The 25954-nt window shown below is 37.1% G+C and carries 22 protein-coding genes and 1 pseudogene; 15 read left to right on the top strand and 8 right to left on the bottom strand.

Features of this window, described 5'->3' with window-relative positions; all coding sequences use genetic code 11:
* Positions 1 to 8 precede the first annotated feature (8 nt).
* From ABXT44_RS00115 to ribF, 7 genes are all read left to right on the top strand, one after another.
* Positions 9 to 1127, top strand: a complete 1119-nt coding sequence (locus tag ABXT44_RS00115) for a peptidoglycan DD-metalloendopeptidase family protein (RefSeq protein ID WP_416687052.1) — start codon at positions 9 to 11, stop codon at positions 1125 to 1127.
* 85 nt (positions 1128 to 1212) lie between these two features.
* Complete coding sequence (locus tag ABXT44_RS00110) at positions 1213 to 2088, top strand: phosphoribosylaminoimidazolesuccinocarboxamide synthase (protein ID WP_416688487.1); 876 nt, start codon at positions 1213 to 1215, stop codon at positions 2086 to 2088.
* Between the two features lie 17 nt (positions 2089 to 2105).
* Complete coding sequence (locus tag ABXT44_RS00105; RefSeq protein WP_416688484.1) at positions 2106 to 2879, top strand: DUF2797 domain-containing protein; 774 nt, start codon at positions 2106 to 2108, stop codon at positions 2877 to 2879.
* Between the two features lie 7 nt (positions 2880 to 2886).
* Positions 2887 to 3735 carry an ATPase gene (locus ABXT44_RS00100; RefSeq protein WP_416687049.1) on the top strand — a complete coding sequence of 283 codons (849 nt, stop codon included), beginning with the start codon at positions 2887 to 2889 and terminating at the stop codon, positions 3733 to 3735.
* 1 nt (position 3736) lies between these two features.
* Positions 3737 to 4795: a homoserine O-succinyltransferase MetA gene (gene metA / locus ABXT44_RS00095; RefSeq protein WP_416687047.1), complete on the top strand. Its 1059-nt coding sequence runs from the start codon at positions 3737 to 3739 to the stop codon at positions 4793 to 4795.
* Positions 4792 to 5823, top strand: coding sequence for an A/G-specific adenine glycosylase (mutY, locus tag ABXT44_RS00090; RefSeq protein WP_416687045.1), 1032 nt, complete (start codon positions 4792 to 4794; stop codon positions 5821 to 5823). The genes metA and mutY overlap by 4 nt, the downstream gene beginning before the upstream one ends.
* A gap of 21 nt (positions 5824 to 5844) precedes the next feature.
* On the top strand, positions 5845 to 6774 hold the full coding sequence (gene ribF, locus ABXT44_RS00085; RefSeq protein ID WP_416687044.1) for a bifunctional riboflavin kinase/FAD synthetase: 930 nt from the start codon (positions 5845 to 5847) through the stop codon (positions 6772 to 6774).
* On the opposite strand, the pseudogene pyrC reads toward ribF, so the two are convergent.
* Together pyrC and secA are read right to left on the bottom strand one after the other, a co-directional pair.
* Positions 6766 to 7802 (bottom strand): annotated as a pseudogene (gene pyrC / locus ABXT44_RS00080) (dihydroorotase). The gene ribF and the pseudogene pyrC overlap by 9 nt on opposite strands.
* Before the next feature lie 31 nt (positions 7803 to 7833).
* On the bottom strand, positions 7834 to 10497 hold the full coding sequence (secA, locus tag ABXT44_RS00075; protein ID WP_416687042.1) for a preprotein translocase subunit SecA: 2664 nt from the start codon (positions 10495 to 10497) through the stop codon (positions 7834 to 7836).
* A gap of 47 nt (positions 10498 to 10544) precedes the next feature.
* On the opposite strand from secA, the gene ABXT44_RS00070 reads away from it, so the two are divergent.
* The 6 genes from ABXT44_RS00070 (at position 10545) to ABXT44_RS00045 (ending at position 14551) form a co-directional block, all read left to right on the top strand.
* Positions 10545 to 10850 (top strand): hypothetical protein, encoded by a 306-nt coding sequence (locus ABXT44_RS00070; protein ID WP_416687040.1) that lies wholly within the window; start codon positions 10545 to 10547, stop codon positions 10848 to 10850.
* 86 nt (positions 10851 to 10936) lie between these two features.
* Entirely contained in the window at positions 10937 to 11554 is a 618-nt protein-coding gene (gene petA / locus ABXT44_RS00065; RefSeq protein WP_271541964.1) for a ubiquinol-cytochrome c reductase iron-sulfur subunit, read from the top strand.
* 8 nt (positions 11555 to 11562) lie between these two features.
* Positions 11563 to 12786: a cytochrome b gene (locus tag ABXT44_RS00060; protein ID WP_416652093.1), complete on the top strand. Its 1224-nt coding sequence runs from the start codon at positions 11563 to 11565 to the stop codon at positions 12784 to 12786.
* 3 nt (positions 12787 to 12789) lie between these two features.
* Complete coding sequence (locus ABXT44_RS00055; RefSeq protein ID WP_271537844.1) at positions 12790 to 13473, top strand: cytochrome c1; 684 nt, start codon at positions 12790 to 12792, stop codon at positions 13471 to 13473.
* 77 nt (positions 13474 to 13550) lie between these two features.
* Complete coding sequence (locus ABXT44_RS00050; protein WP_416687039.1) at positions 13551 to 14183, top strand: glutathione S-transferase N-terminal domain-containing protein; 633 nt, start codon at positions 13551 to 13553, stop codon at positions 14181 to 14183.
* A gap of 8 nt (positions 14184 to 14191) precedes the next feature.
* On the top strand, positions 14192 to 14551 hold the full coding sequence (locus tag ABXT44_RS00045) for a ClpXP protease specificity-enhancing factor (protein WP_416687037.1): 360 nt from the start codon (positions 14192 to 14194) through the stop codon (positions 14549 to 14551).
* Here ABXT44_RS00045 and bioD read toward each other — a convergent pair.
* Positions 14543 to 15184, bottom strand: coding sequence for a dethiobiotin synthase (gene bioD, locus ABXT44_RS00040; protein WP_416687035.1), 642 nt, complete (start codon positions 15182 to 15184; stop codon positions 14543 to 14545). The genes ABXT44_RS00045 and bioD overlap by 9 nt on opposite strands.
* A gap of 50 nt (positions 15185 to 15234) precedes the next feature.
* Here bioD and ABXT44_RS00035 point away from each other — a divergent pair, with 50 nt between their 5' ends.
* Positions 15235 to 16173, top strand: coding sequence for a dihydroorotate dehydrogenase (locus ABXT44_RS00035; RefSeq protein ID WP_416687033.1), 939 nt, complete (start codon positions 15235 to 15237; stop codon positions 16171 to 16173).
* A gap of 18 nt (positions 16174 to 16191) precedes the next feature.
* Positions 16192 to 18648 carry a leucine--tRNA ligase gene (gene leuS, locus ABXT44_RS00030; RefSeq protein WP_416688481.1) on the top strand — a complete coding sequence of 819 codons (2457 nt, stop codon included), beginning with the start codon at positions 16192 to 16194 and terminating at the stop codon, positions 18646 to 18648.
* Between the two features lie 24 nt (positions 18649 to 18672).
* Here the strand turns inward: leuS and ABXT44_RS00025 are convergent, their stop codons facing one another.
* From ABXT44_RS00025 to dnaA, 5 genes are all read right to left on the bottom strand, one after another.
* Complete coding sequence (locus ABXT44_RS00025; protein WP_416687032.1) at positions 18673 to 19533, bottom strand: phosphoribulokinase; 861 nt, start codon at positions 19531 to 19533, stop codon at positions 18673 to 18675.
* Between the two features lie 111 nt (positions 19534 to 19644).
* On the bottom strand, positions 19645 to 22032 hold the full coding sequence (gene gyrB / locus ABXT44_RS00020) for a DNA topoisomerase (ATP-hydrolyzing) subunit B (RefSeq protein ID WP_416687031.1): 2388 nt from the start codon (positions 22030 to 22032) through the stop codon (positions 19645 to 19647).
* 99 nt (positions 22033 to 22131) lie between these two features.
* Positions 22132 to 23217, bottom strand: coding sequence for a DNA replication/repair protein RecF (recF, locus tag ABXT44_RS00015; RefSeq protein WP_416687029.1), 1086 nt, complete (start codon positions 23215 to 23217; stop codon positions 22132 to 22134).
* A gap of 13 nt (positions 23218 to 23230) precedes the next feature.
* Positions 23231 to 24334 carry a DNA polymerase III subunit beta gene (gene dnaN / locus ABXT44_RS00010; protein WP_416687026.1) on the bottom strand — a complete coding sequence of 368 codons (1104 nt, stop codon included), beginning with the start codon at positions 24332 to 24334 and terminating at the stop codon, positions 23231 to 23233.
* A 206-nt stretch (positions 24335 to 24540) separates the two neighbouring features.
* Complete coding sequence (gene dnaA, locus ABXT44_RS00005; protein WP_416687025.1) at positions 24541 to 25854, bottom strand: chromosomal replication initiator protein DnaA; 1314 nt, start codon at positions 25852 to 25854, stop codon at positions 24541 to 24543.
* Positions 25855 to 25954 lie beyond the last annotated feature (100 nt).

The following is a 25954-nucleotide window of genomic DNA, read 5'->3' as shown; positions in this document are numbered from 1 at the left end:
CGTCCTAAATGTATAAATCTTTCTTAATCACCTTGTTATCATTTTGCGTTTTTTTAAGCGCTCCTTCTGCTGCCAGTGGAACACATGACTATAGTTTTAAAGTATCAAGAGGTGACGCGTTTTACAAATTCTTCTTTAGCACAGGCCTATCAGGAAAGCTTCTCAAAAAACTAATGGCCTCTGATGAAAGGGCTAAGAGGCTTAACAATATTTATCCTGGTGATAAGTTTAGGATAACCCTTAACGATAATCACGAGCTAGACCAAATCATTTATAGTCCAGCTAATGACAACCCTTTATTTATAACCTATGATGGCCAATCTTTTAATTATGGAAAAGCCAATATCCAGCCAATTGGGAAATTATCTCAGACCATAATTACAATCAAAAAGTCTCTAAACTATGACGCCAAAAAAGCCGGGGTAGCTGCTGAAGTTACTAAAATGATGGTTGATAACTTTTCATGGGAGATGGACCTTAGTAGAGACCTAAGAAAGGGTGACAAATTTATATTGTCTTGGAATGGAGGAAAAACTCCAATTGCAATGATTTACGTTGGAAGTAGAAAAACTATTGCACTTTTTTCATATAAAAATACTCTTGGTCAAAATAAATACTTTACTTCAAAGGGCGCCACTATAAACGACACCTTTACGTTTGCTCCTACAAAATATAATCGAATTAGCTCGGGCTTTACAAAAAGGCGATTCCACCCTACGCTCAAGATCTATCGCTCACATCGAGGCACTGATTTTGCAGCTCCCTCTGGAACTCCGGTCTATGCGCCTGCAAAAGGAATTGTGAAATATAGGGCCACGTTATCTGGCTATGGCAACGTTATCTATTTAAAGCATGGCTCCAACTATCTTACCGTTTATGCCCACCTATCAAAATTTGCTACGGGCTTAAAGTCTGGAAAAAAAGTTAAAAAAGGGGAGTTAATTGGCTATGTAGGGACTACAGGCCAATCTACTGGTCCCCATCTTCATTATGAAATTCGAGTTAATGGGGTCCACCAAGATCCTGAAAAAATAAAATTACCTAAACAATCTTTCGTGCCAACTAGCGCTATGCCAGAGTTTCAAAAAAGAGCGCGAAGAATTCTTCAGGATTTAAATATAAAGTAACGCTCTTTTGCTCTTCAGTTATATCAATACCTCAGCAATAGCGCAATCGATTAAAATGAATACTTTAGTTTGTTTTATGAATATTATGCATTCCAGTTTGCAAACAAAGCTATCCCTACCTCTTCTTCATCGCGGCAAGGTGAGGGATATTTTTGATATTGACAAAGACAACATGCTTATAGTGACAACCGACAGGCTTTCAGCTTTTGATGTTGTTTTTGATCAGCCTATTACAGAAAAAGGAAAAATTCTCACATCAATAGCAAACTATTGGTTTGATAAAACTGAGCACATTATTCAAAACCACCTAACAAACATTAGGCTTGATGAAGTGTTGCCAGGTAATGAGGCTGAAGCGCTTGAAGGAAGGGCAATTGTTGTAAAAAAACTCAAACCTCTGCCTATTGAAGCTGTTGTAAGAGGCTACTTAATTGGCTCTGGCTGGAAAGAATACTTAGGATCTGGGTCTATTTGTGGAATAGACCTCCCTCCTAATATGGTTCTTGCTGAAAAACTTAAAAAGCCTATTTTTACTCCTTCTTCAAAAGCTGCACCTGGTAAGCATGATGCCAATATATCTTTCAAAGAAGTTGCTTCGCTAGTGGGGGAAGATATTGCAGAGCAAATCAAAAAAATAAGCCTTACTCTTTATAATTTTGCTGAAAAACATGCGCTATCTCGAAGCGTTATTATTGCTGACACAAAGTTTGAATTTGGCCTGGACTCTGAAAACAAGTTGACCCTAATGGATGAAATTTTAACTCCAGATTCTTCAAGATTTTGGTCTTTGGCCGACTATTCTTCAGGGAAAAGTCCAAAAAGCTTTGATAAACAAATTATTAGAGACTATCTTGAAACTCTTGACTGGGATAAAGCCCCTCCTGCTCCGATAATTCCAGAGTCAATTATGAATAAAACTGCTGAAAAATATAGGGACATTCAATCGATATTATGCAGTTAAGTGGCCACATAAAAATGATGAACACTACTCTTGAAGGGGTCAGCGCAAAGTATAGCCTTCCTATTGGAGAGAATCTAATTGACATGAATGCTTTTGTAGGAAAGCATATTGAGCTCAAATATAATGACATAATACTTTGTGCTAATTGTGGAGTAAGGACTAAAAAAAGTTGGTCTGGGGGCTATTGCTTTCCATGCACACAAGTTTTAGCTAGATGCGACCTATGCATCATGAGGCCTGAGACTTGTCACTATTCTGAGGGCACTTGTAGAGAGCCTCAATGGGGTCTTAACTACTGTTTTCAGCCAACCATTATTTATCTTGCAAATACATCGAAGCCTAAGGTTGGAATCACCAATAAAAAAAGGATTTATAGCCGCTGGATTGAACAAGGGGCAGTTTCAGCGCTGCCTATACTTGAGGCAAAGTCACGTCTAGATTCTGGGAAGATTGAGGTTGCATTAAAACAATTTGTTGCCGACAAAACAAACTGGCGAAATATGCTGAAAAATGAAGTGGAGCAATCAAATCTTTCGTCTCTAAAAGAGACATTACTAGGTGAAATTGCAGGCACGATAAAAGAAACTGAAGCCACAGTCCTTAGTGATGATGAGGTAAATATAAACTACCCTGTGCTAAAATATCCTACAAAGGTTGTGTCTTTAAACTTTGATAAGACGCCTATCATCACAGGTGTTCTAGAAGGCATAAAAGGACAATATTTGTTGTTGGACAGTGGTGTGCTTAATATAAGAAAATTTAGCTCGTATCACCTTACAGTAAGCAGCTAATGGACTAATGAAAGTCAATATGATAAATTCTGCCAAACAGTTTATAAATCAAAAAAATAAGCGATTAACACTTCTTGGGATGTCTGGAGTAGGGAAGACTCATCTTGCTAAACTTATTGGCGAAGAAGGTGGGTGGTACCATTTTTCTGGAGATTATAGAATTGGAGCGACTCATCTTAAAGAAGCCATCATTAACAATGTAGCTAACAAAATGAAAAATGATTCATGGCTTAAGCCACTTATAGAAAACAACTCTATAAGTGTTAATAGTCAAGTTACTTTTGATAACTTAGAGCCCATTTCTGCGTTTCTTGGAAAAGTTGGCAATCCTGAAGAAGGCGGCCTTCCTATTAAGGAGTTTATTCGCCGCCAAAGTCTTTTTTTGGAGGCAGAAAAAAAGACAATGTATGAGGTCCCTCATTTTATTAATCAGTCTTTAAAAGACGGTTATACTCATTTTATTAACGATGCTGGGGGAAGTCTGTGCGAGCTAGAAGACAGAAAACTTTATCAACTTCTGTCAGAAAAAACACTAATTATTTATATTAAAACAAGTAAGGAAAATGAGAGATTACTTATTGATAGAGCTAAAAGCCGGCCAAAGCCAATGTACTATAACCCAAAGTTTTTTGAGGAAGCTCTTCACTCCTACTTGGAAGAAAATAGTTTAGCTTACGCAGCTCAAATTAACCCAAATGCTTTTGTTAGCTGGGTGTTTCCAAAACTAGTTGCAGATAGGCTTAAAAAATACAACGCACTTGCAGATGAATATGGCTGCACAATAGAAAGTGATGCGCTTCATAAATGCGGTTCTGCAAAGGACGTCTTAAATTTAATCTCTAGCGCGCTTAAATAACATGCCTCTAATAGCACACTCTAAACTACCTTCATTTGAACGTCTTGCAAAACAAGGCGAAACAATTCTTTCTATTGAGAGGGCTCAACATCAAACCATTAGAGAGCTTCATATTGGGTTATTAAATATGATGCCCGATTCTGCGCTTGAAGCAACAGAGAGGCAGTTTTTTCGATTGATAGGCCATTCAAATCAAATTGCTCAGTTTTATGTCCACCCTTTTTCACTTTCAAGCATTAAAAGAGAAAAACATTCGACAGCGCACATTAAAGAGCACTATAAAACCTTTGAAGAAATTAAACTTCAAGGACTTGATGCGTTAATTATTACGGGCGCTAATGTGACTGATCCAGACCTTCGGCTCGCTCCATTTTATGAGCAGCTGAGAGAGGTGGTTGACTGGTCTTATGAAAACGTAACCTCAACCTTATGCTCTTGCCTTGCAACCCATGCTGTTTTAGAGTTTAAGTATGGCCAGAAAAGAAAGGCCATTGGAAAAAAACATTGGGGCGTATTTCCTCATCAGGTAATTGATAGAACACACCCTCTTGTTAAGGGTGTTAACACTCGCTTTGACATACCACACTCAAGATTTAATGAGATCACTGAGGCCCAATTTGAAGAGGCAAAAGCTGTAGTTTTAGCTAAAAGCGCAATTGGCGTTCACCTCGCAGTGAGTCCTGATCTTTTTAGAATTGTCTTCTTTCAAGGGCACCCTGAATATGACTCCGTCAGCCTTTTAAAGGAGTATAAAAGAGAAGTTTCGCTTTACCTCGAAAAAAGAACCTCAAACTATCCACCATTTCCAAGCAATTATTTGTCACTACAGAGTTGCGCTATTTTGACAGAGTATCGTGCTAGGCTTATAAATAAAACAGCGACTATTAAAGAATTTCCAGAAGAGATTCTTACAAAAACCCTAGATAATACCTGGCATGATAGTGCTAGTGCTATTATTAATAACTGGATTGGCTGTGTTTATCAGGTAACTAATGAAAACATTAGAAAGCCTTTTATGCAGACTATTGACCCAAATAATCCGCTAAACCTAGAGAAGTGACGGAGTTAACGAGTGGTCTCTTAAATTGGTTTATAAAACATGGCAGAAAAAACCTTCCTTGGCAATCTAGCCCTCCAAATGGATATCACGTATGGCTATCTGAGGTTATGTTGCAACAAACTCAAGTTAAAACTGTTATTGATTATTTCAACAATTTCGTTAAAAAATTTCCAGATATAACTTCGCTTGCTAATGCAAGCGAGGATGATGTTTTGGCCGCATGGGCTGGCCTTGGTTACTATAGCCGGGCTCGTAATTTGCATAAAACTGCACAAATTACTTTATCACTATATGGGGGGATTTTTCCCAAAACCTATTTAGAGGTTATAGCGCTTCCTGGGGTTGGCAAGTCAACTGCTGGAGCTATCTTATCTCTTACGTTCAACCAGCCACATGCAATCCTTGATGGCAATGTAAAACGAGTCTTGACAAGATACCACAGGGTAGCAGGCCACTATAGCTCGAGTAATGTTATGAATGAATTATGGCGTCTTGCAGAACTTCATACTCCTGAAAAACAAAATGCAGAGTACACACAAGCAATAATGGATTTTGGGGCAACTGTTTGCACCCCAAGAAAACCACATTGTCAAAGCTGCTCTATATCAAAAAATTGTGACGCCTTTAATCATAATCAACAGGACATTTATCCAAATAAAAAGCCTAAAAAAATAAAACCTGAACGAAATATTGTATTCTTAATTTATAAAAATGAAAAAGGTGAAATTTATCTTACAAAAAGACCAAGCGAAGGAATTTGGGGAGGGCTATGGAGCTTTGCTGAGTGCTCAGAAAACAAAGAAGAAATAGAAGAGAAAATTATTAGCCACAACCCTAAGGCAAAAATCGTCAAATCACTTACTAAATTCAAACACACATTTAGTCATTACACTCTTTGGATTAGTCCAATTATTGTAAGCTCCCCAGAATCATCTGATAATTACTACAAAACACATAATATTACTCTTGGTGTTCCCGCACCAGTTAAAAAAATTATTCATTCACTTGATTTACTAAATCATCATTAAAGCTGTGAGTAAAATAGCATAATGGAACTAATACGCGGCCTTCATAATCTTAAACATCAATCTGGCTGTGTTCTTACCATTGGCAATTTTGATGGCGTACATGTGGGACATCAGGAAATACTAAAACAACTTGTCTCAACTGCAAAAAATAAAGGCATACCATCTCTTGTAATTTCTTTTTCTGTGACCCCTGAATCTTTTTTTGGAAGGACAAAAGCGAAACTAAGCAGCTTTAGGGACAAACACCTTTTTCTTGAATCGCTTGGCATAGATAAACACCTTTTAATAAGATTTAACAAAGCTTTTTCCGAAATAAGCGCTGAGTCTTTTATCAACCAAACTCTGGTTAACAAAGTTGGCGTAAAGTACTGCTTCATTGGCGATGACTTTCGATTTGGTAAGGGCCGTCTTGGAGACTTTTCAATGCTTCAAGAGATGTCATCTGAAAAAGGCTATTTAGTTAATAAGATTAACGCTGTTCATCTTGAAGGCCAGCGAATTAGCAGTTCAGCAATACGAAAACTGCTCTCCCAAGGAAACTTTATAAAAGCTGAAACTTATCTTGGAAGGCCTTTCTCAATTAGCGGCAGGGTTACGCATGGTGAAAAAATGGGGAGAACAATTGGATTTCCTACCGCAAATATAAGTATCAGACGAAAACTCAGCCCTGTTCTCGGCGTCTATAGTGTACTAGTTAAAATTAACAGTAAAACCTATACTGGTGTGTGCAATATTGGTAAAAGACCAACAATAGGTGGCACCAAGGTCCTTTTAGAAGTTTTTATTTTTAACTTTAATCAAGAAATTTATGGTGAGCGTGCGACTGTTGTTTTTAAACAAAAGTGTAGGGATGAATTAAAATTTAATTCACTTGAAGAACTTAAAAGTCAAATTAAAAATGATGTTGAAAAAAGCAAAGATTACTTTAAAAGTATGGATTTTTTAAGTTAATAGCTTCCAAGAGAGGTCCTCTCCCGCAAAAAAGGGCACCACATGTGAACCAGAAAAATTATAACTCTCAGGTATTCGCCATGTAGCCTTTTCTAGTGTAATTTTTTCTTGGTTTCTTTCAAGGCCATAAAAATCAGCACCAAAAAAAGACGCGAACCCCTCTAGCTTTTCAATTTTTCCATTCCTATCAAATGCTTCAGCATAAAGCTCAATGGCCGCATGTGCGCTAAAGATCCTGCGCATCCGCATGATGACTCTTTTTGGTGCTTCTCGTGTGGCGCCGAATCTGTGCCTAGGAAAAATTTTGGACTTCCTGAGGTCGCTGCTGCAATTAATGCCTCTTGATGAGGCGATCTTCTTTTCAGCACAGGTAGGCAATAAAAATGTGGCTTAATTCCCCCTACCAGCATATGATTCCTGTTTGCTAAGAGGTGATGCGGTGTTATTGTTGCCGCTATATTTATTTCACATTCATTTACAAAGTCAACAGCGTCTTTTGTTGTTATGTGCTCAAGAACTATCTTTAGACCAGGAAAGTCTCGAACTAGTTTAGTTAACGTTCTGTCTATAAAAGCCTTTTCTCGGTCAAAGATATCAATATCAATATCGGTTACTTCGCCATGTATTAGTAGCGGCAGCCCTTCTTTTTGCATTTGCTCTATAGCAGGGTATGCGCTTAACAGGTTTGTCACTCCACTATCTGAGTTAGTTGTAGCTCCAGCAGGATAAAACTTTACTGCATGAACTTCTTGGGCTTCACTCGCCTCAATAATTTCATTTTTAGTTGTGCTATCTGTAAGATAAAGCACCATCAGAGGATTAAAATTTGACTCTATTGGCAAAGCGCTCATGATTTCTTTATGATAAGCTATTGCTTGCGATACATCTCTTATTGGCGGTGAAAGATTTGGCATAATAACCGCACGTCCCATCTGTAAAGCGCTCATGCCAACAACAGACTTCATTGCAGACCCTCCTCTAAGGTGCAGATGCCAGTCGTCCGGCTTAGTGAGCGTTATTTTCTCCATTTAGAACGCGCTGCCTCCAAAAAAATAAGCTTTATCCATGGCATTGCTTATATTTTTTTCCAGATCCACAAGGGCAAGGGTCATTTCTCCCAACCTTTAACTTGGAGGGCTGTCTAGTAATCCTTGGTCTTGGAGCTATGGGCTTTTTTTCCTGCGCGGGGCTGATCTTTTCTTGGCTTTGCAGCTCGCCAGAAGTTGGGGTAGATTGCGCATTAGCCTGATCAATATTAAGACTACAAAGCGCCTTAACCATTTCACTATTGATTGTGTCAAGCAAAACTGTAAACATCGAAAAAGACTCTCGCTTGTACTCCTGCACAGGATTTTTCTGCCCATATCCTCTTAAATTAACGCTTTGCCTTAGCTGATCCATAACCGCAAGATGGTCCTTCCAGTGCTGATCAAGGGCTCGAAGCATAACTGCTTTTTCAAAGGTTCTCATAGTTTCACTGCCTATAGCAGTCTCTTTAACCTTATGTGAAACCATAAAACCTTCCAATATCATTTTTAAAACTTGGTCAACATTAAGGCCTTCGTCAATACTTTTTTGTACTGGTATATCTGAAGAGTAATCTAAAGCTAAAGCACTTTCAAGGCCCCCAACATCCCAATCCGCCTCAAGTGCTTTTGGAGAAATATATTCAAAAAATAGGTCGCTAATTACGCCGTCCCTAATAGCCTCATAGCGCTCCTTGACATCTTCTGTCCCCATTAACTCATCTCTTAGCTGGTAAACCACTTTTCTTTGGTCATTTGCAACATCGTCATATTCAAGAAGGTGTTTTCGCGCGTCATAATGCATCCCCTCTACTTTCTTTTGTGCATTGGCAATTGTTTTATTCAGCCAACTATGTTCAAGGGCTTCTCCTTCCTTCATACCAAGCTTTTTCATCATGGAGGCTGTTTTTTCAGATGCGAATATCTTCATTAAGCTATCTTCAAGTGACAGATAAAACCGCGTTGATCCAATATCTCCCTGTCTTCCTGATCGTCCGCGTAGCTGGTTGTCGACCCTTCGTGACTCATTGCGCTCTGTACCAATTATGTGCAGGCCTCCCGAGTCTATAACGCTTTGATGCTTAGCTTTCCAAGACTCTGTTTCTGCCTCATTAGCGCCCTCTAATGGCCTTCCTCCTAAAACAATGTCTGTTCCCCTTCCAGCCATATTTGTTGAGATAGTTACGGCTCCTGGAGCCCCAGCATTTGCAATAATCTCAGCCTCACGTTGGTGCTGCTTCGCGTTAAGAACCTCGTGTTTAATTTTATTTTTCGTTAGAAGAGCGGAAACACTTTCAGAGCTTTCGATGCTGTTTGTTCCCACAAGAACTGGTTGCATAATTTTTTGACACGCCTGAATATCTTTCATAACAGCATCAAGCTTTTCATTCGTCGTTCCATAAATTAGGTCTGAGTGATCAATCCTTGAGGAGATTGTATTGGGAGGAACAACAACAACCTCTAGGCCATAAATGTCTTGAAGTTCTGATGCTTCTGTTTCAGCTGTTCCTGTCATTCCTGATAGCTTCTCGTAAAGCCTAAAATAATTTTGATATGTTATTGATGCTAGGGTTTGGTTTTCTTTTTTAATGCTTACATTTTCCTTTGCCTCTATTGCCTGATGAAGCCCTTCCGACCATCTTCTGCCTTCCATTGTTCTTCCAGTAAACTCATCAACAATGACAACTTCATCGTCTTTAACGAGATAATCAACATTTTTTTTAAACAATACATGGGCCCTAAGTCCTGACAATAAGTGTTGCATCAAAATAATATTGCTGGAGTCATATAAGCTTGATTCTGGGGCTAAGGCGCCAGCGGCTATAAGCATGTCTTCAGCTTTAATATGTCCATCATCAGTAAGAAAAACCTGTTTATGTTTTTCGTCAAGAGTGTAATCTCCTGCAACTATAACCTCAACCTCCTTGCCCTCCCCAACTTCGGTTTGAAGTGTGAAGCTTGGAATCATTTTATCTATCGCGATGTAGACCTCAGCATGATCGCCTGTTGGCCCAGATATAACTAGTGGCGTTCTAGCCTCATCGATTAAGATCGAGTCAACCTCGTCAATAATTGCAAAGGCAAGCTTTTTTTGTGTTTTTTGCTCTTGAGAAAAAGCCATATTGTCTCTAAGATAGTCAAAACCAAGCTCATTATTTGTTGCATAAGTGATATCACAAGAATAAGCTTTTTGTTTTTCATCACCAGACATTCCTGAAAAAACCGTTCCAACTGAAAGCCCAAGAAAAGAAAATACTTTTCCCATCCATTCAGAGTCACGCTTTGCTAAATAGTCATTAACAGTTACAATGTGAACACCCTTTCCAGCAAGTGCATTTAGATAGGCTGGCAATGTTGCAACCAATGTTTTTCCTTCACCAGTTCCCATTTCCGCAATACTACCCTCATTAAGAACCATGCCGCCAATAAGCTGGACATCATAATGCCGCAAACCTAAAACTCTTTGACTTGCTTCTCTGACAATGGCAAAAGACTCAGCTAAAATGCTTTCCTCACTCTCTTTATTACTTAGTCTCTCTTTTAGCTCTGCCGTCATTGAGACAAGCTCGTCATCACTCATCGAGCGCATCTTTTCTTCCAACGAATTAATTTTGGAAACTTGGCCGTTATACTTTTTTATTAGCCGGTCATTATGAGACCCTAAAACTTTTGATAAAACATTATTTATAATACTCATAGAAGACGAACGAAATTAATTAATAAAACTGGGGTATTTTCTCATATATGCAAGACAAAACAAAAGGAAACCCTACAAATTTTAAAGTTGGGAGCAATCTAAGCTCTTTATTTGAAAAAGCAAAAGAACATAACCACTTAAACGCATTAATTAAGGCGCAGTACTCTGAACAGTTTAAAGGTCTTAATCTTTGCTTTTTAGGCTCTCAAGGCGTTACCCTACTTGCTAAAAACTCATCCATAGCCTTCCGAGCTGAAAAACAAAAAACAAATCTCCTCTCTTTAATTAAACAAATCGAGGGCCTAACAAATATCAAATCAATCACTATTAAGGTTGATAAAAAAAACTACTAGTCATTTGGGTCATTTTTTGCTTTTAAATATCAACCATTTACATTATAATGGTGCGGCTTTTTATCTTAATATCTTAAAACATTTTTATGTCCGAACAAACAATCGACCTAAAGAAAAGACGTTTTTTAACCAAAGCCACTAGTGTAGTTGGTGCGGTTGGTGTTGGTTTTGCAGCATGGCCTTTTTTATCAACGTGGAAACCGTCAGCTAAAGCTAAAGCAGCAGGAGCCCCTATAGATGTTGATATTTCTAAATTAGAGGCTGGTCAGCTTGTTCGTGTTTTATGGCGTAAAAAACCTGTGTGGATATTTAAACGTGATGAAAAGGCATTAGAGTCTCTTGACTCAGAAGACCTAATTAAAAATCTTGATGATCCAAACGGTACAGGCAACTCTAAAAACCAACAGCCAAATTATGTAACGTCTAATTTTCGAGCGATCAAAAATAAAGAAAGTGTTGCTGTTATCGTTGGGGTTTGCACACACTTAGGCTGCTCTCCAACATATAGGCCAGAGCCTGGTGCAGCTGATCTTGGTGGAGACAGTTGGAAAGGTGGTTTTTATTGTCCATGTCATGGCTCTAAGTTTGACCTTGCTGGAAGGGTTTATGCAGGCGTGCCTGCTCCAACTAACCTAGTAATCCCTCCGTATCAATACGTCACTGATTCATTGATTCGTATTGGAGTTGACCAACAAAAAACATAAGAGAAAATATGAATAATAAACAAAGTTGGATAGACCAAAGATTTCCATTATCTAAAGTTATTAATGAACATTTAGCAGAATACTACACCCCCAGAAACTTTAATTTCTGGTATTTCTTTGGTGGCTTAGCAGTAGTGATGCTTTTAATGCAGCTGGTTACTGGGATATTCTTAACCATGCACTATAAGCCTGACGCAGAGTATGCTTTTGCCTCCGTTGAGTATATTATGAGAGACGTTGAATGGGGCTGGTTTATACGCTATATGCACTCAACAGGGGCCTCTGCTTTTTTTGTAATAATTTATCTTCATATGATGCGCGCCCTTTTATATGGTTCTTATAAGGGACCGAGGGAATTGATATGGATACTTGGTATGGTGTTATATATTCTTTTATTAGCTGAAGCTTTCATGGGCTATGTTTTGCCTTGGGGACAAATGTCGTTTTGGGGTGCTCAAGTAATTATTTCACTTTTTGGATCAGTTCCGATTGTAGGCCCAGATTTATTAGTTTGGATTTTGGGTGATTATGCTGTTGGTGATGCGACTTTAAATCGTTTCTTTTCATTGCATGTTGTTGTCATTCCACTTATTCTTGTTGTTCTTGTTTTTTTGCATATTGTTGCTCTTCACCACGTTGGATCAAACAATCCAGATGGAATTGAAATAAAGAAAAATAAAGATGCGGATGGTATTCCAAAAGACGGAATCCCCTTTCATCCATACTTCACAATTAAAGATAGTGTTGTTGTTGTTGGGTTTTTATGGATATTTTGTGCAGTTGTTTTTTATGCACCAGCACTAAACGGGTATTTTCTAGAGGCTCCGAATTTCATCGAGGCCAATCCACTTAAAACTCCAGAACATATTGCGCCATTATGGTACTTAACTCCCTATTACTCAGTATTAAGGGCAATTCCTCCACTGTTTGGCTCACAATTTCCTGGAGTATTAGGAATGTTTGCAGCGCTTGGGGTGTTTTTCCTCCTTCCTTGGCTAGATCGAAGTCCAGTTAAATCAATACGCTATCGAAGCCCAATCTATAAATGGATTCTTGGGACTTTTGTTGTCAGCTTTATTATGCTAGGCTGGCTTGGTGTTCAACCGGTTACCCCTTTATATGTTTTACTGGCTCGTATTTTTACGACTTTGTATTTTTCATTTTTTATCTTAATGCCCTGGTTTAGCACTCTAGGAAAAACCAAAGAGGTTCCAGAGAGGGTTACTGGATAATATATGAATATTAAATTAAAATTAATAGTTGGCTTATCTGTTCTTCTTTTTTCCGTAAACATTTTTGCTGCTAGTAAGGTTCATTTAGATCATGCAGATACTGATATTTTTGACGAAGCCTCCTTACAAAATGGCGCAAAACTTTTTATGAATTATTGCTCAGGTTGTCATGAGATAAGCTTGATGCGTTACAATCGAATTGCTAAAGACCTAAACCTAACCGAAGAGCATGTTGCTAGAAATCTAATGTTTGCTGGAAATAAAGTAGGGCAAACCATTACTACAGCCATGCCAGAAGGTGCTGCAACTAAATGGTTTGGAGGCGTTCCGCCAGACCTTTCTTTAGTTTCAAGGTCAAAAGGAACTGACTGGATTTATACTTACCTCAGAAGTTTTTATGATGATGAGGAGAGAATTTTTGGGGTAAACAATAAAGTTCTGGTAAATGCTTCTATGCCAGATGTCTTATGGCCATTAAGAGAAAGTCAGTCTGAAGCAGAGTTTGACCAGAGCGTTCTTGATATAACAAATTTCTTAGACTATGTTGGTGAGCCAGCAAAGCTAATCCGCCTAAAACTAGGTAAGTGGGTATTACTGTTCCTTAGTATTCTATTTATTCTTGCCTATATGCTTAAGAGAGAGTACTGGAAAGATGTTAAATACGGCATATGGAGGCCGCGCGATTAATTTCTGATACAATCTTTATCTTTACATCCCTTGCTCTAAAAGGCAAGGCTATTTTTTTTTAATTTGGTGCAAAAACTATGCTATCTAAACCTAATCCGTCTTCAACGACCCTCTATGCTTCTTCTGAAGAGCTTGAGTCACATGCAGTTCGATTTATTATGGCTCACAAGTTAATTGAGCGAGAGGTTATAGAGCTTAAGTTTGATGAAATGCCAGAAGAAGTTTTAGAGCTCAATCCTTGTGAAACTCTTCCAACACTTTTTGATAGAGGAATGGTTCTATATGACCTCTCTGTAATTATGGAATACCTAGATGAAAGATTCCCCTTTCCTCCTCTTTTGCCAGTTGATCCTATTGAAAAAGCGGAAAAACGCCTTCTAATTTATCGTTTCACGAGATCAGAAGGCTGCTGGTACGAGCTTGTTGATAAAATTCTACATGGCGCCAAAAAGGAAAGTGATGCTGCAAGAAAAACTTTACATGGAAATCTTATAGAGCTACTGCCTTTATTCTCTCATAAGCCCTATTTTAAAAGTGAAACAATGACCCTTGTTGATGTCTGTATCGCCCCCATTCTATGGCGTCTTAATCTTTTGGGCATATCTTTAGACGGTAAAAAAGCAAAACCAATTATGGAATACGCAAACAGGCTTTTTGAAAAAGAGGGTTTTCATGAAAGCCTAACTTTTGCTGAAAAGGACTTTAATTAAAGAAACTTATGTCAAGTGTAGTCCCCTATTTAATCCGCGCTTACTGTGATTGGATAGAGGACTCTAGTTTTACGCCTCATATACTAGTTAACTCTGAAAAAACAGGTGTTTCGATTCCTGAAGGCTTTGCAAGTGACGGTAAAATTATTTTAAACATTGCCTCTTCTGCAACAGAAGGCCGAGTAATAACCAACAAGTCTATTAGCTTTAAGGCTAGATTTAATGGAAGGCCTGAAAAAATTATTGTACCGTGCAACGCGGTATTGTCTATTTATGCCAAAGAAAATGGTGAGGGAATGTTTTTTGACAACAAAGCCGATCCCCTTGATCAAGAAAACCAGAAACCAAATCTAACTATATTAGATTAGTCTTTCAATTTTAGAATTAAAAAATTCAATATTTCCTTTTGCAAAAGGAAGTATTGGAACATCTGTGTATGCAGCAAGAGACTCTTTATTAGAAAGCGTGTTCGGTTTAATTTCGTTTAACACAAGACACACAATTTTTAGATTATTTTTCTTTGCAGCCTCAATAGCCAGCAATCCTTGGCTAACAGCGCCTAGCTCGTCTCGAACAACAATGATAACTGGCAGCTGAAGACAAACGGCAAGGTCAGAGTTAAGGGATCTTTCTGCAATTGGGGAATAGATCCCACCTGCCCCCTCTACTAAGACAAAACTGTCTCCCACTTGGTCGTTACAGGCACGTACTAAGTCATCTAAACTTAGCGCCTTTCCAACATTTGCACTGGCTTCTTCGGGGCTTGCTTCAAGAGTGAAGCAATTAGGACATACTATGTTTAAAAGCTCCTTAGAATTGCAGGCCTCTTTAAGTGCAACAGCATCTTTTGGAATATAGTCTCCATTCAACAGCTCACAATTTGTTTCAACAGGCTTTCGAACCTTAACCTCTCTTGCCTTACTGAGATGCCTAACAATTTCAATGGCTACAGTAGTTTTACCAACCTCTGTATTACTGCCTGTTATAAAAACTCCATTCATAGCAACATTTTAGACGAAGTTATCAACCTCCAAGTCGCCATAAAAGTATAATGACGGCAATGCAAAATAATCTTAAAACAAGTTTTTGTGGGATGGCATTAAACTCACCAATCATTTTGCTTTCCGGGTGTGTTGGGTTTGGTGAAGAGTACACTCGAATCAAGGGCTTCTCTAACTCCGATGTCGGTGCGGTCTGCTTAAAAGGGACTACTCTTGAGCCAAGGCTTGGAAACAAACTACACAGAATTGCTGAAACTCCTAATGGAATGCTCAACGCTATTGGCCTTCAAAATCCAGGAACAACTGCTGTCATAAACGACATAATGCCAGGCCTGGATAAACAAGAAACTAAATTCATTATTAATATTTCTGGATCAACCGTTGAAGAATATGGTGAAATTGCAAAACACTTTGATGACTCTGATATCGACGCCATTGAAATCAATATTTCATGTCCAAATGTAAAAGAAGGTGGGGTTGCTTTTGGTAATGACCCCGAGATGTCTTTTAGAGTTGTTGAGATTTGCAGAAAAAATACTTCTAAACCAATTATTACAAAGCTATCTCCAAATCAAACAGACATTGCCTCCAATGCATTAAGGTGTATTGATGCTGGAAGTGATGGGCTTGCCGTTATAAATACAGTCATGGGAATGGCTATTGATATTGAAAAACAAAAGCCAGTAATAGGAAATAATCAAGGAGGGCTATCTGGTCCTGCTATAAAACCGATTGCACTTCTGAAGGTTCACCAGGTTTACCAGGTTAGTAAAAAATATAATGTCCCTATAATTGGACAAGGGGGAATTGTGTCGGCTAATGATGCGATTGAATTCATCATTGCTGGGGCAGACACAGTTGGTATTGGAACTGCACTCTTTTATGATCCCCTTGTTTGCCAAGAAATAAACGAAGGGATTAGTAAATATCTAATAAAACACAACATGAAAGACGTTCAATCTTTAGTTGGCTCTCTTAATTTAAATTAAAAACTTATAAAATTAATGATGCAAAAAGAATATAACACCACTTTAATTGAAAAAGAAGCACAAGAATATTGGGCCTCAAATAACTCCTTTGTTGTGGTTGAAGATAAAACTAAAGAAAAGTATTTCTGCCTATCAATGCTGCCTTATCCTTCTGGAAGGCTTCATATGGGTCATGTTCGAAACTATAGTATCGGCGACGTAATTTCAAGATACCAGAAAATGCTTGGAAAGAATGTTATGCAGCCTATTGGCTGGGATGCATTTGGACTTCCAGCTGAAAACGCTGCTATAAAAAATCAAGTTCCTCCTGCTGGGTGGACTTATGAAAACATTAAGCACATGAAGGAACAGCTTGTAGAGTTGGGTTTTGGTTATGACTGGTCAAGAGAATTAGCAACTTGTCATCCAGAGTACTATCGCTGGGAACAATGGTTTTTTGTAAAGCTATTTGAGAAGGGCCTTGTGTATAAGAAAAAAGCAGTCGTAAACTGGGACCCTGTAGACCAAACAGTTTTGGCTAATGAGCAAGTGGTTGAAGGTTGTGGCTGGCGATCTGGTGCGCCTGTTGAAAAGAAAGAGATTTCTCAGTGGTATATGAAAATAACTGATTACGCAGAAGAGCTTCTTGCGGACATACAAAAACTCGACGGCTGGCCAGATGCTGTAAAAATGATGCAAACAAATTGGATTGGCAAATCTGTTGGACTTGACATTAAATTTAAGCTTAATGGGTCTGAAGCACTAACTGTATATACCACAAGACCTGATACTTTATTGGGCGTTACTTATCTTGCAATTGCTGCAGAACACCCCCTTGCTATTAAGGCTGGAAAGGGTAGCAATGAAATTCAAATGTTTCTTGAAGAGTGTAAAAAAATGGAAACGGCTGAAGCAGCTATTGAAACTATGGAGAAAAAAGGCATTGATTCTGGATTGACTTGTATTCACCCAATAACGGGCGAATCTACTCCAATTTGGATAGCAAACTTTGTTCTTATGGGCTATGGAACTGGGGCAGTAATGAGCGTTCCTGCGCATGACCAAAGGGACTATGAGTTTGCAAAAAAATATAATATATCTATCGTTAATGTTATTTCTGACCAAAGTGGTAATGTAGATACTAGCAAAACAGCTTACGTTGAAAAAGGAATTCTTATAAACTCTGGTGAGTTCAACGGCTTAGGCTTTGACCAGGCGTTTAGCGCAATTAGTGAAAAACTTTCTACGCTGAAGATGGGGGAGCTAAAGACTAATTATCGTCTTAGGGATTGGGGTGTTTCAAGACAGCGTTACTGGGGCTGCCCAATCCCAATAATTAACTGCCCTTCTTGTGGAGCTGTTGCAGAAAGCCTTGAAAACCTGCCTGTAAGGCTTCCTGAAAATGTTGAGCTTGATGGTGTTGGTTCTCCATTAAAAAAGATGCCTAATTTTTATAGCGTATTGTGCCCTAAATGCGGCAGAAAGGCGGAAAGAGAAACGGATACTTTTGATACTTTTTTTGAATCTTCTTGGTACTTTGCAAGATACACATGTGTCGATCAAAGCAATGCTATTTTGGATGAGCGTGCAAACTATTGGCTTCCTGTAGACCAATATATAGGTGGAATTGAACATGCAATCTTGCACCTTTTATACTCGCGTTTTTTCACAAAACTATTGCGTGACGAGGGAATAATTAAAGCGAGTGAACCTTTTACAAATCTTCTTACACAAGGAATGGTTTTGAAAGATGGCGCCAAAATGAGCAAATCAAAAGGAAATACAGTTGATCCTCAAGAAATGATTGCTAAGTATGGAGCTGATACGGCAAGACTTTTTATACTTTTTGCAGCGCCACCAACTCAAGATCTTGAGTGGTCAGATACTGGAATTGAGGGTGCCTATAGGTTTGTAAACAAATTTTATCGTCTTGTTACTGGGTTTATAGATTCCAATAAAAACAATAAAGCCTTGAAAGTTAGTCTTGAAGATCTAAATGATGGGCAAAAAGAAGTTAGGAAAAGAACACATTTAGCGCTAAAAAAAGTAGGTGACGATTTAGGCAGAAGACATTCGTTTAATACAGCCATTGCAACCATGATGGAGCTCAACAATACTTTGTCTAAATTTACAGATACGACTGAAAAAGGAGTCGCTGTTAGGCAAGAATCGATTGAAATCATGGTCAAGTGTCTTAGTCCAGTAATTCCCCATTTATGTCATCATCTTTGGCTTTTATTAGGCGGTAAAGAGGCTGTAGTCGATGCTAAATGGCCAGTTGTTGACGAATCTGCGCTTATTCAAGACAATATACAAACCATAGTCCAAGTTAATGGAAAATTAAGAGCAAAAATGATGGTCCCATTAAACTCTGACAATCAAAAAATCCAAGAGTTAGCTTTTACTGATGAAGGGGTTAGTAAACATATAAAAAACAAAGAAATAATTAAAGTTATTGTTGTTCCAAACAAACTTATAAACATAGTTGTTAAATAAAAATTATAGTTACTGTGAATGGAATTAACGATTTAACATTTTTTCAATTTGCTCTCTTAATATTAGCTCCATTACAAAGCCCATTTTACCTCCAGGAACAACCAAGGTATTTGGCCGTGACATAAAAGAACCTGCAACCATATCTTGTAAATAAACAAAGTCGCAGTACTTATGGTCTTGAAACCTAACAACTACAAAGCTTTCATCCTGAGTTGGTATGTCTCTTGCAATAAAGGGGTTTGAAGTGTCTACTGTTGGAACACGCTGAAAATTAATATGTGTTCTTGAAAACTGAGGCGTGAGATAATTAATATAGTCCCACATTCTTCTGTGAATTGTGTCTACTGTTGCTTCAGCCGAATAGCCTCTTTGCTCTTTGTCTCTATGAATTTTTTGGATCCACTCTAAGTTTACTACAGGTACTACACCAATCAACAAATCAACAAATTTTGCAACATCTATATTTCCATCTTTAACACCACCATGAAGCCCTTCATAAAATAGCAAATCACTATCCCTTCCTACCTCCTCCCAATCAGTAAACTCCCCAGCTTTTTTTCCAAAAGGGATGCCTTCTTCGTCAGAATGAATATAGTAGCGGCGCTTGCAATGGCCTTTTTCACCATAATCTCTAAAGGTGTTTTCAATTAAATCAAAGTGGTTGGCCTCTGGACCAAAATGACTAAAGTATTTATTTCCTTTTTTATCTTCAGCCTCCATGGTACTTTTCATTTGTTTACGATCAAATTTATGAAAGCTATCACCTTCAATAAGTACTGGAGTTGCTCCAACACGTGAGAAAATATGATTAAACGCATTTTTAACGGTCGATGTACCAGCACCAGAAGACCCAGTTATGGCAATTACCGGATGTTTTATTGACATGGCCCCACTTCATTATAAGAAAACTCTATTTATTATCTTACAAACAAGGTCAAGGTATTAATAAATAAATTCATAACCGCTTGAATTTAAATCACGGCAAGTTTTACTTAATTAAAAATCTAAGTTATCAACTTTTAGGGCGTTTTGTTCAATGAAGTTCCTTCTTGGCTCTACTTCATCGCCCATTAATGTTGTGAAAACATCATTAGAGGCTATAGCGTCTTCAATTTTCACTCGAAGCATTACTCTTGTCTCTGGGTTCATCGTAGTGTCCCAAAGCTGATCAGGGTTCATCTCTCCTAGCCCCTTGTATCTCTGAAACCCCTGTCCTTTTCTTGCTTCAACAAGTAAAAAATTCAGAGCAGTAGAAAAATTAGGTGTTTTAATTTCTTTGGCGCCTTTTTGAATGTATGTCTCATCATCAAACATACTCTCAACTTGATCTGAATATGCCTCAATTTTTTTATACTCTGCTGAGTTAAAAAAGCCCTCATCAAGACAAATATTTGTCACTTCTACTCCATAAGTTTTCAAAGAGTATAGGATGCTATTATTTTTAAACTCTAAAATATTTTGCTCTGACATCGAGCTATTGTTGTTCATTTTCTCTTGAAGTTTAACACACCATTCTTGCGATATTTTTTCGTCAGATAAATCTAATTTTGGCATTCCCAACATAGACATTAACAAAGGCTCATTATATTTTTTACCAACTTTTTCAATAGTGCCAATTGTACTATAGTACTTAGTAACAAGCTTTTCAAGCGCCATTCCCTGAATAGCTGGAGCATCCTTGCTAACAAAAAGACTAGCATCATGGATTGCCTCTTGCTGAAGATATTCATTAAGCTCAATATCATCCTTAAGATATCGCTCTTGCTTGCCTTTTTTAATTTTATAAAGGGGTGGTTGTGCAATAAATAAATAGCCATTCTCAATTAGCTCTGGGTAGTGACGATAGAAGAACGTTAAAAGCAGGGTTCTAATGTGGGCACCATCAACATCGGCGTCTGTCATAATAACTATCTTGTGATATCTAAGCTTTATAAGGTCATACTCTTCTTTACCAATACCACAACCCAAAGCAGTAATCAGTGTTCCAACCTCTTGAGAAGATAGAATTTTTTCAAATCTTGCTTTTTCTACATTTAAAATTTTACCTTTTAGGGGTAGAATTGCTTGTGTTCTTCTGTCCCTTCCTTGTTTGGCTGATCCTCCAGCAGAATCACCCTCTACTAAGAAAATTTCTGATTCAGCAGGGTCTTTAGTTTGACAGTCGCTTAGCTTTCCTGGAAGTCCTGCTATATCTAAAGCGCCTTTACGACGAGTCATTTCACGTGCTTTTCTAGCAGCGTCACGAGCCCTGGAGGCATCAAAAATTTTTCCAATAATAATTTTAGCTTCAGCAGGATTTTCAAGAAGATATTCACTTAATTTCTCACTTACAGAAGACTCAACTGGCGCTCTAACTTCAGATGAAACTAACTTATCTTTTGTTTGTGATGAAAACTTAGGGTCTGGTACCTTAATTGACAATATAGCAGTCAAACCCTCTCGAGTATCTTCACCAGTAATAGCAGCTTTTTCTTTTTTTGCTAACCCTGATGCATCTATGAAGTTATTAAGAGTTCGTGTTAATGCAGCTCTTAAGCCAGCAAGATGCGCCCCACCATCTCTTTGTGGAATGTTATTAGTAAAGCAATATACACTTTCATTGTAGGAGTCACTCCATTGGAGTGCTACGTCAACAGTAATATCGTCTTTCTCTGTAGAAATTGAAATAATGTCATTATGAATTGGGTTTTTAGACTTGTTTAAGTGTTCTACAAAAGCTTTAATACCCCCCTCATAAACAAAAATATCTTTTTGATCAGTGCGCTCATCATGAATTTCAATACGAACACCTGAATTTAAAAAAGACAGTTCACGTAATCTATTTGACAAAGTCTCAAACTTAAAAACTGTTTCAGTGAAAATCTCCACACTTGGCTTGAAGTGAATTGTTGTACCTGTTTTATCTGATTTTCCTATGGTTTTAATTGGTGAAACTGGAACACCTAGAACATAGTCCTGCTCATAGCTTTCACCAGACCTATGAATGGATAATTTTAGTGTTTCAGAGAGGGCGTTTACTACAGAGACACCAACTCCATGAAGACCACCAGAAACCTTGTATGAGTTATCGTCAAACTTACCGCCAGCATGAAGTACGGTCATAATAACTTCAGCTGCAGATATTCCTTCTTCAGGATGAATATCGACTGGTATTCCGCGACCATCATCTGTTACAGATATTGAGTTATCATCGTGTATTACAACCTCAATTTTTGAGCAGTGGCCAGCTAGAGCCTCATCAATTGAATTATCAACAACTTCGAACACCATATGATGAAGACCAGTACCATCGTCTGTATCACCAATATACATTCCAGGGCGCTTTCTAACAGCGTCTAAACCCTTTAAAACTTTAATATTGGAGGCTTGGTATTCTTCAGTCATAAATGGCCCTTAAAAAATGAATTTATTATACCACGGGTAGTAACTTTGTCGATAAATCATATAACATTTTTCACATTGCTGTAATAGAGAAATTACAGCTTAAACACTAGTGATAACTCCATTCTTAATAAGATAAATATTGGTTTTTTTTGGATCTAAAGGAAGGTCTTTATTTCCAATATCGGTTATAAATATTTGTATATTTAGGTTTGTCAAAAAATCAAGTATTGAGTTAATTTTTTCCTGGTCTAGCTCCGAAGAAATATCGTCAATCAGAACGACTGGGTCAGAGTTGTCTTTTGCTAATACAAGTACTTGAAGCATCCAAAAAACAATTGAAAGTTTCTTTTGCTCCCCCCTTGAAAGAAAACCTTCATTTTTTTTACTTAAATAGAAATCAATTGAGGCCCTGTGTGGACCACACCCCAAATGTTTGGTTTTTATAAAAGAACTTTTATTGTTTTGGAGATATTTTTTAATTTCGTTTTGGTTAAAGCTATCAACATCCTTTACCCAGCCTGTTTGTAATTTAAACTCTAGGCTTTTTGTGGAATCAACAAAACTCTTAAGAGACAGCAAGGGGCTCTCTCCAAGTATTTGTGTCAGTTTCTGTATGTAGTTTATTCGGGCTTGAGTAATCTCAACAGATAAGAAGGCGAATTTTGAGAACCACTCTTCAAGTTGATTTTGATTATTTCCTGTTAGTATTGCATTTATATTTTTTAGGGTTTTATTATAGGATTTATATGTTTTTAATACTTCTTTGTTATCATGAAAAACACCCCAATCTAGATAAGATCTTTTAAGTTTTGGTGTACCGCCTACTATAAAGCCCCTATCAGGAGAAATAATTTGTGTTGGTAGGTGTTGGCTTAAAAGGCTATTACTGGTAATTTTTTCAGTGCCAATTACAATAGTGCTTTTACTTTTAGATTTACTTAAAGTTAACTTTTCACCATCGATTATTGCATTTATTTGAATAAGGTCTTTTTCAAAAGGAATTACATCTTTAATATTTTTTGTTTTAAACGATCGACTGTGTCCTAAATAATATATAGACTCAATAAAGTTAGTTTTTCCTTGGCCATTACTGCCAAGAATTAGGTTTATATTTTTGTTGGGTTCTAGATACTGATCGTTTAAATTTCTAAATCTTGCAACATGCAGTTTCTCAATTATTGCCATGTATTAATTTTGGCTATATTCTCATTGGCATGATTATGTAATGATAGCTTTCATCACCCATCGCGCTTAGTAAACAAGATTTATTTTCGCCACCTGGTATAACCATATTTACTTCTTTTGAGCTTAATTTCTCTAAAACAGAGATTAAGTAATGGATGTTAAAAGCAATTTCAAGTTCTTTTTCTTGTTTTGTAACTTCTATTTGCGTTTCAGCCCTTCCTCTTTCTGAGTGAGAAAATATACTAAGCTTGTCATCTCTAAAAACCAGTTTTACACCCTTTGTTCTTTCGTCAACAAAAATTGATGCCTGTTGTAAGCTAGAGAGAAAGTCTGCTCGATCTATAACAATTGTATTGCTGAAGTCGGTTGGCATAACTTGCTTATAATTTGGAAAATTCCCATCAATTAAACGACTAATAATTTTCGTATTTGTATCTACTAATGAGAAATAGTTGTCTGATAGATGAATTTCTGCCATATCTTGAGTACTTTTATTTAGTAGTTTGGTTAACTCTAACACTGCTTTTCTTGGAAGAATTACTGTTTTTTTATCTTCTAAATTATTGCTTTGTTTTACTTCACCAATTGAGAGTCTATGTCCATCAGTTGCTACAACAGTTAACGAGTCTTTGTTTAACTCAAAAAACAGTCCGTTTAAATAAGCCCTTATATCTTGATTTCCCATAGAAAAACTTGTGTTTTCTATTAGTTCTTTTAGTGCTTCTTGTTTTATTTTTATTACGCTTGTATTTTGTGTTTTAGGAAGCGCTGGAAAATCTAAATGATTGAATGTATTTAACTCAAATGTATTCTTATTTGCATTTAGATAAACTTTATTTTCTTCAATTTTAAATTTAATTTTTGTTTTCTCTGGGAGTTTTCTTACAATATCTATTAGATCTTTTGCATATATTGTGAATGTCACCTCTGTTTCACTTTTTATTTCATTCGAAGCACTTATTTCAAGTTCCATATCTGTTGTCGTAAGCGTTAATACTTTGTCTTTTAATTGAATTAATACATGCGAAAGTATTGGGAGGGTTTGTTTTTTTTCAACAACCCCAATTACAGTTTGTAGTGGTTCAATTAATTCTTCAACGCTTAATTCAGTGTTCATAGGCTGGATGTCTTTATAAATTAATTATTATTATTATTAGTGTTCTTATTTTCTGTTAATTTCTATTTTTTTCTTTTTAAAATCAACAGCATAAGTGGTGTATATCTTGTTAATATCTTCAGGTTTGTTTTTACACTATTGTTAGTTATTGTTCTAATTATAAGATGTTTTGTTTCTTATCAACAACACAACTTATAATTTTTTGTTTATAAGTTAGTAATTTTAATTGTTATATTTTCAATATCGTTTTTTATCTCTTCGTTTGTATTTATAAGCCCTTTCAGTTTTTCACAGGAATACAAAACCGTAGAGTGGTCCCTGTTTCCAAAATTTTGACCAATTTTTGCTAACGATAAAGATGTTAGTTCGTGACATAAGTAGATTGCCATTTGTCTTGCTTTGACTAAATGCTGTTTTCGCGAATTTGAAATTAAGTCAGAAACTGTTATCCCATAAAACTTACTAACTGTTTTTTGAACTTCATTTACTTCAATAATAAGTTTTTTTGGTTTAATTAGATCACCTAGTGCGCCCTCTACAACATCTTTGGTTATAAAAGAATGATCTATTTGAGAAAAGTCAACAAAAGCCTTTAGTTTAAGAAGCGCCCCTTCTAGATCTCTAACATTCGAAACAACATGACTTGCAATAAAAAGAGCAACATCCTCACTAAGATCAAGAGATATCTTAGGATTTTGAGACTTCTTTAATAAGATAGCTGCCCTCATTTCTAACTCTGGGGGTGAAAGCTGTAAATTTAAGCCTTGCGAAAAACGAGTTTTAAGCCTATTTTCAAGATCTTTAATATTTTTAGGTGGTTGGTCACATGTAAAAATAATCTGTTTTTTTGTACTGAACAAAAAATTAAAAATATGAAAAAATTCTTCTTGTGATTTATCTTTGCCAGCTATTAAGTGAATGTCGTCAACCAACAATAAATCAGCTGACTGATAAAAGAGCTTAACATTTTCTATCGTATTATGCCTTAGGCTGGTTGTAATATTTCTTACAAAATCCATTAATGGAACATATATTATTTTTGTATTGGGGTTTTTTTCTAGCGCAAGATGCCCTGCAGCTTGCATCAGGTGGGTTTTTCCAAGGCCAGACTCACCATAAATAATAAAAGGATTGTATGGAGAGGCCCCAATCTTCTCTGCAATCTGTCTACTCGCAAGAGCCGCAACCTGATTAGCACTTCCTAAAACCAGACTATCAAAAGTATATTCTGGGAATAATGGAGTTGTATGGTGCTTTGTTTGACCGGCAATTTTTTTACTAGAGTCAACAACGCCAAACCTAACCTTTAGTTTTCGATCAAACTCTGATACTGCGAGAACAATTGCAGCCTCTAGATTTTTATGGTTATTTATATACTTAAGTGCAGAAGCACTAGGCGCATAGAGGTAAAGAGTCTCATTTCTTTCTGCTGCTTTTAGGGGCTTAACCCACACACTGAACTCACCTAATGGCAGTGTATTTTTTAGCGATTCTAGGCACTGGACCCAAGTCTGAGACATAAGAAAGAAGGTTAAAATAGGAAAACAATATTCTAATGATACCTGTAATAAGCCTAAAGATGATTAAAGCCTTTGTTAGATTTGGTTGATATTTAGGCCT

It is taken from the genome of Candidatus Pseudothioglobus sp. Uisw_041, from assembly GCF_048087625.1.
Taxonomy (GTDB): Bacteria; Pseudomonadota; Gammaproteobacteria; order PS1; family Pseudothioglobaceae; genus Pseudothioglobus.
This window is presented reverse-complemented; position numbering and strand designations above follow the sequence as displayed.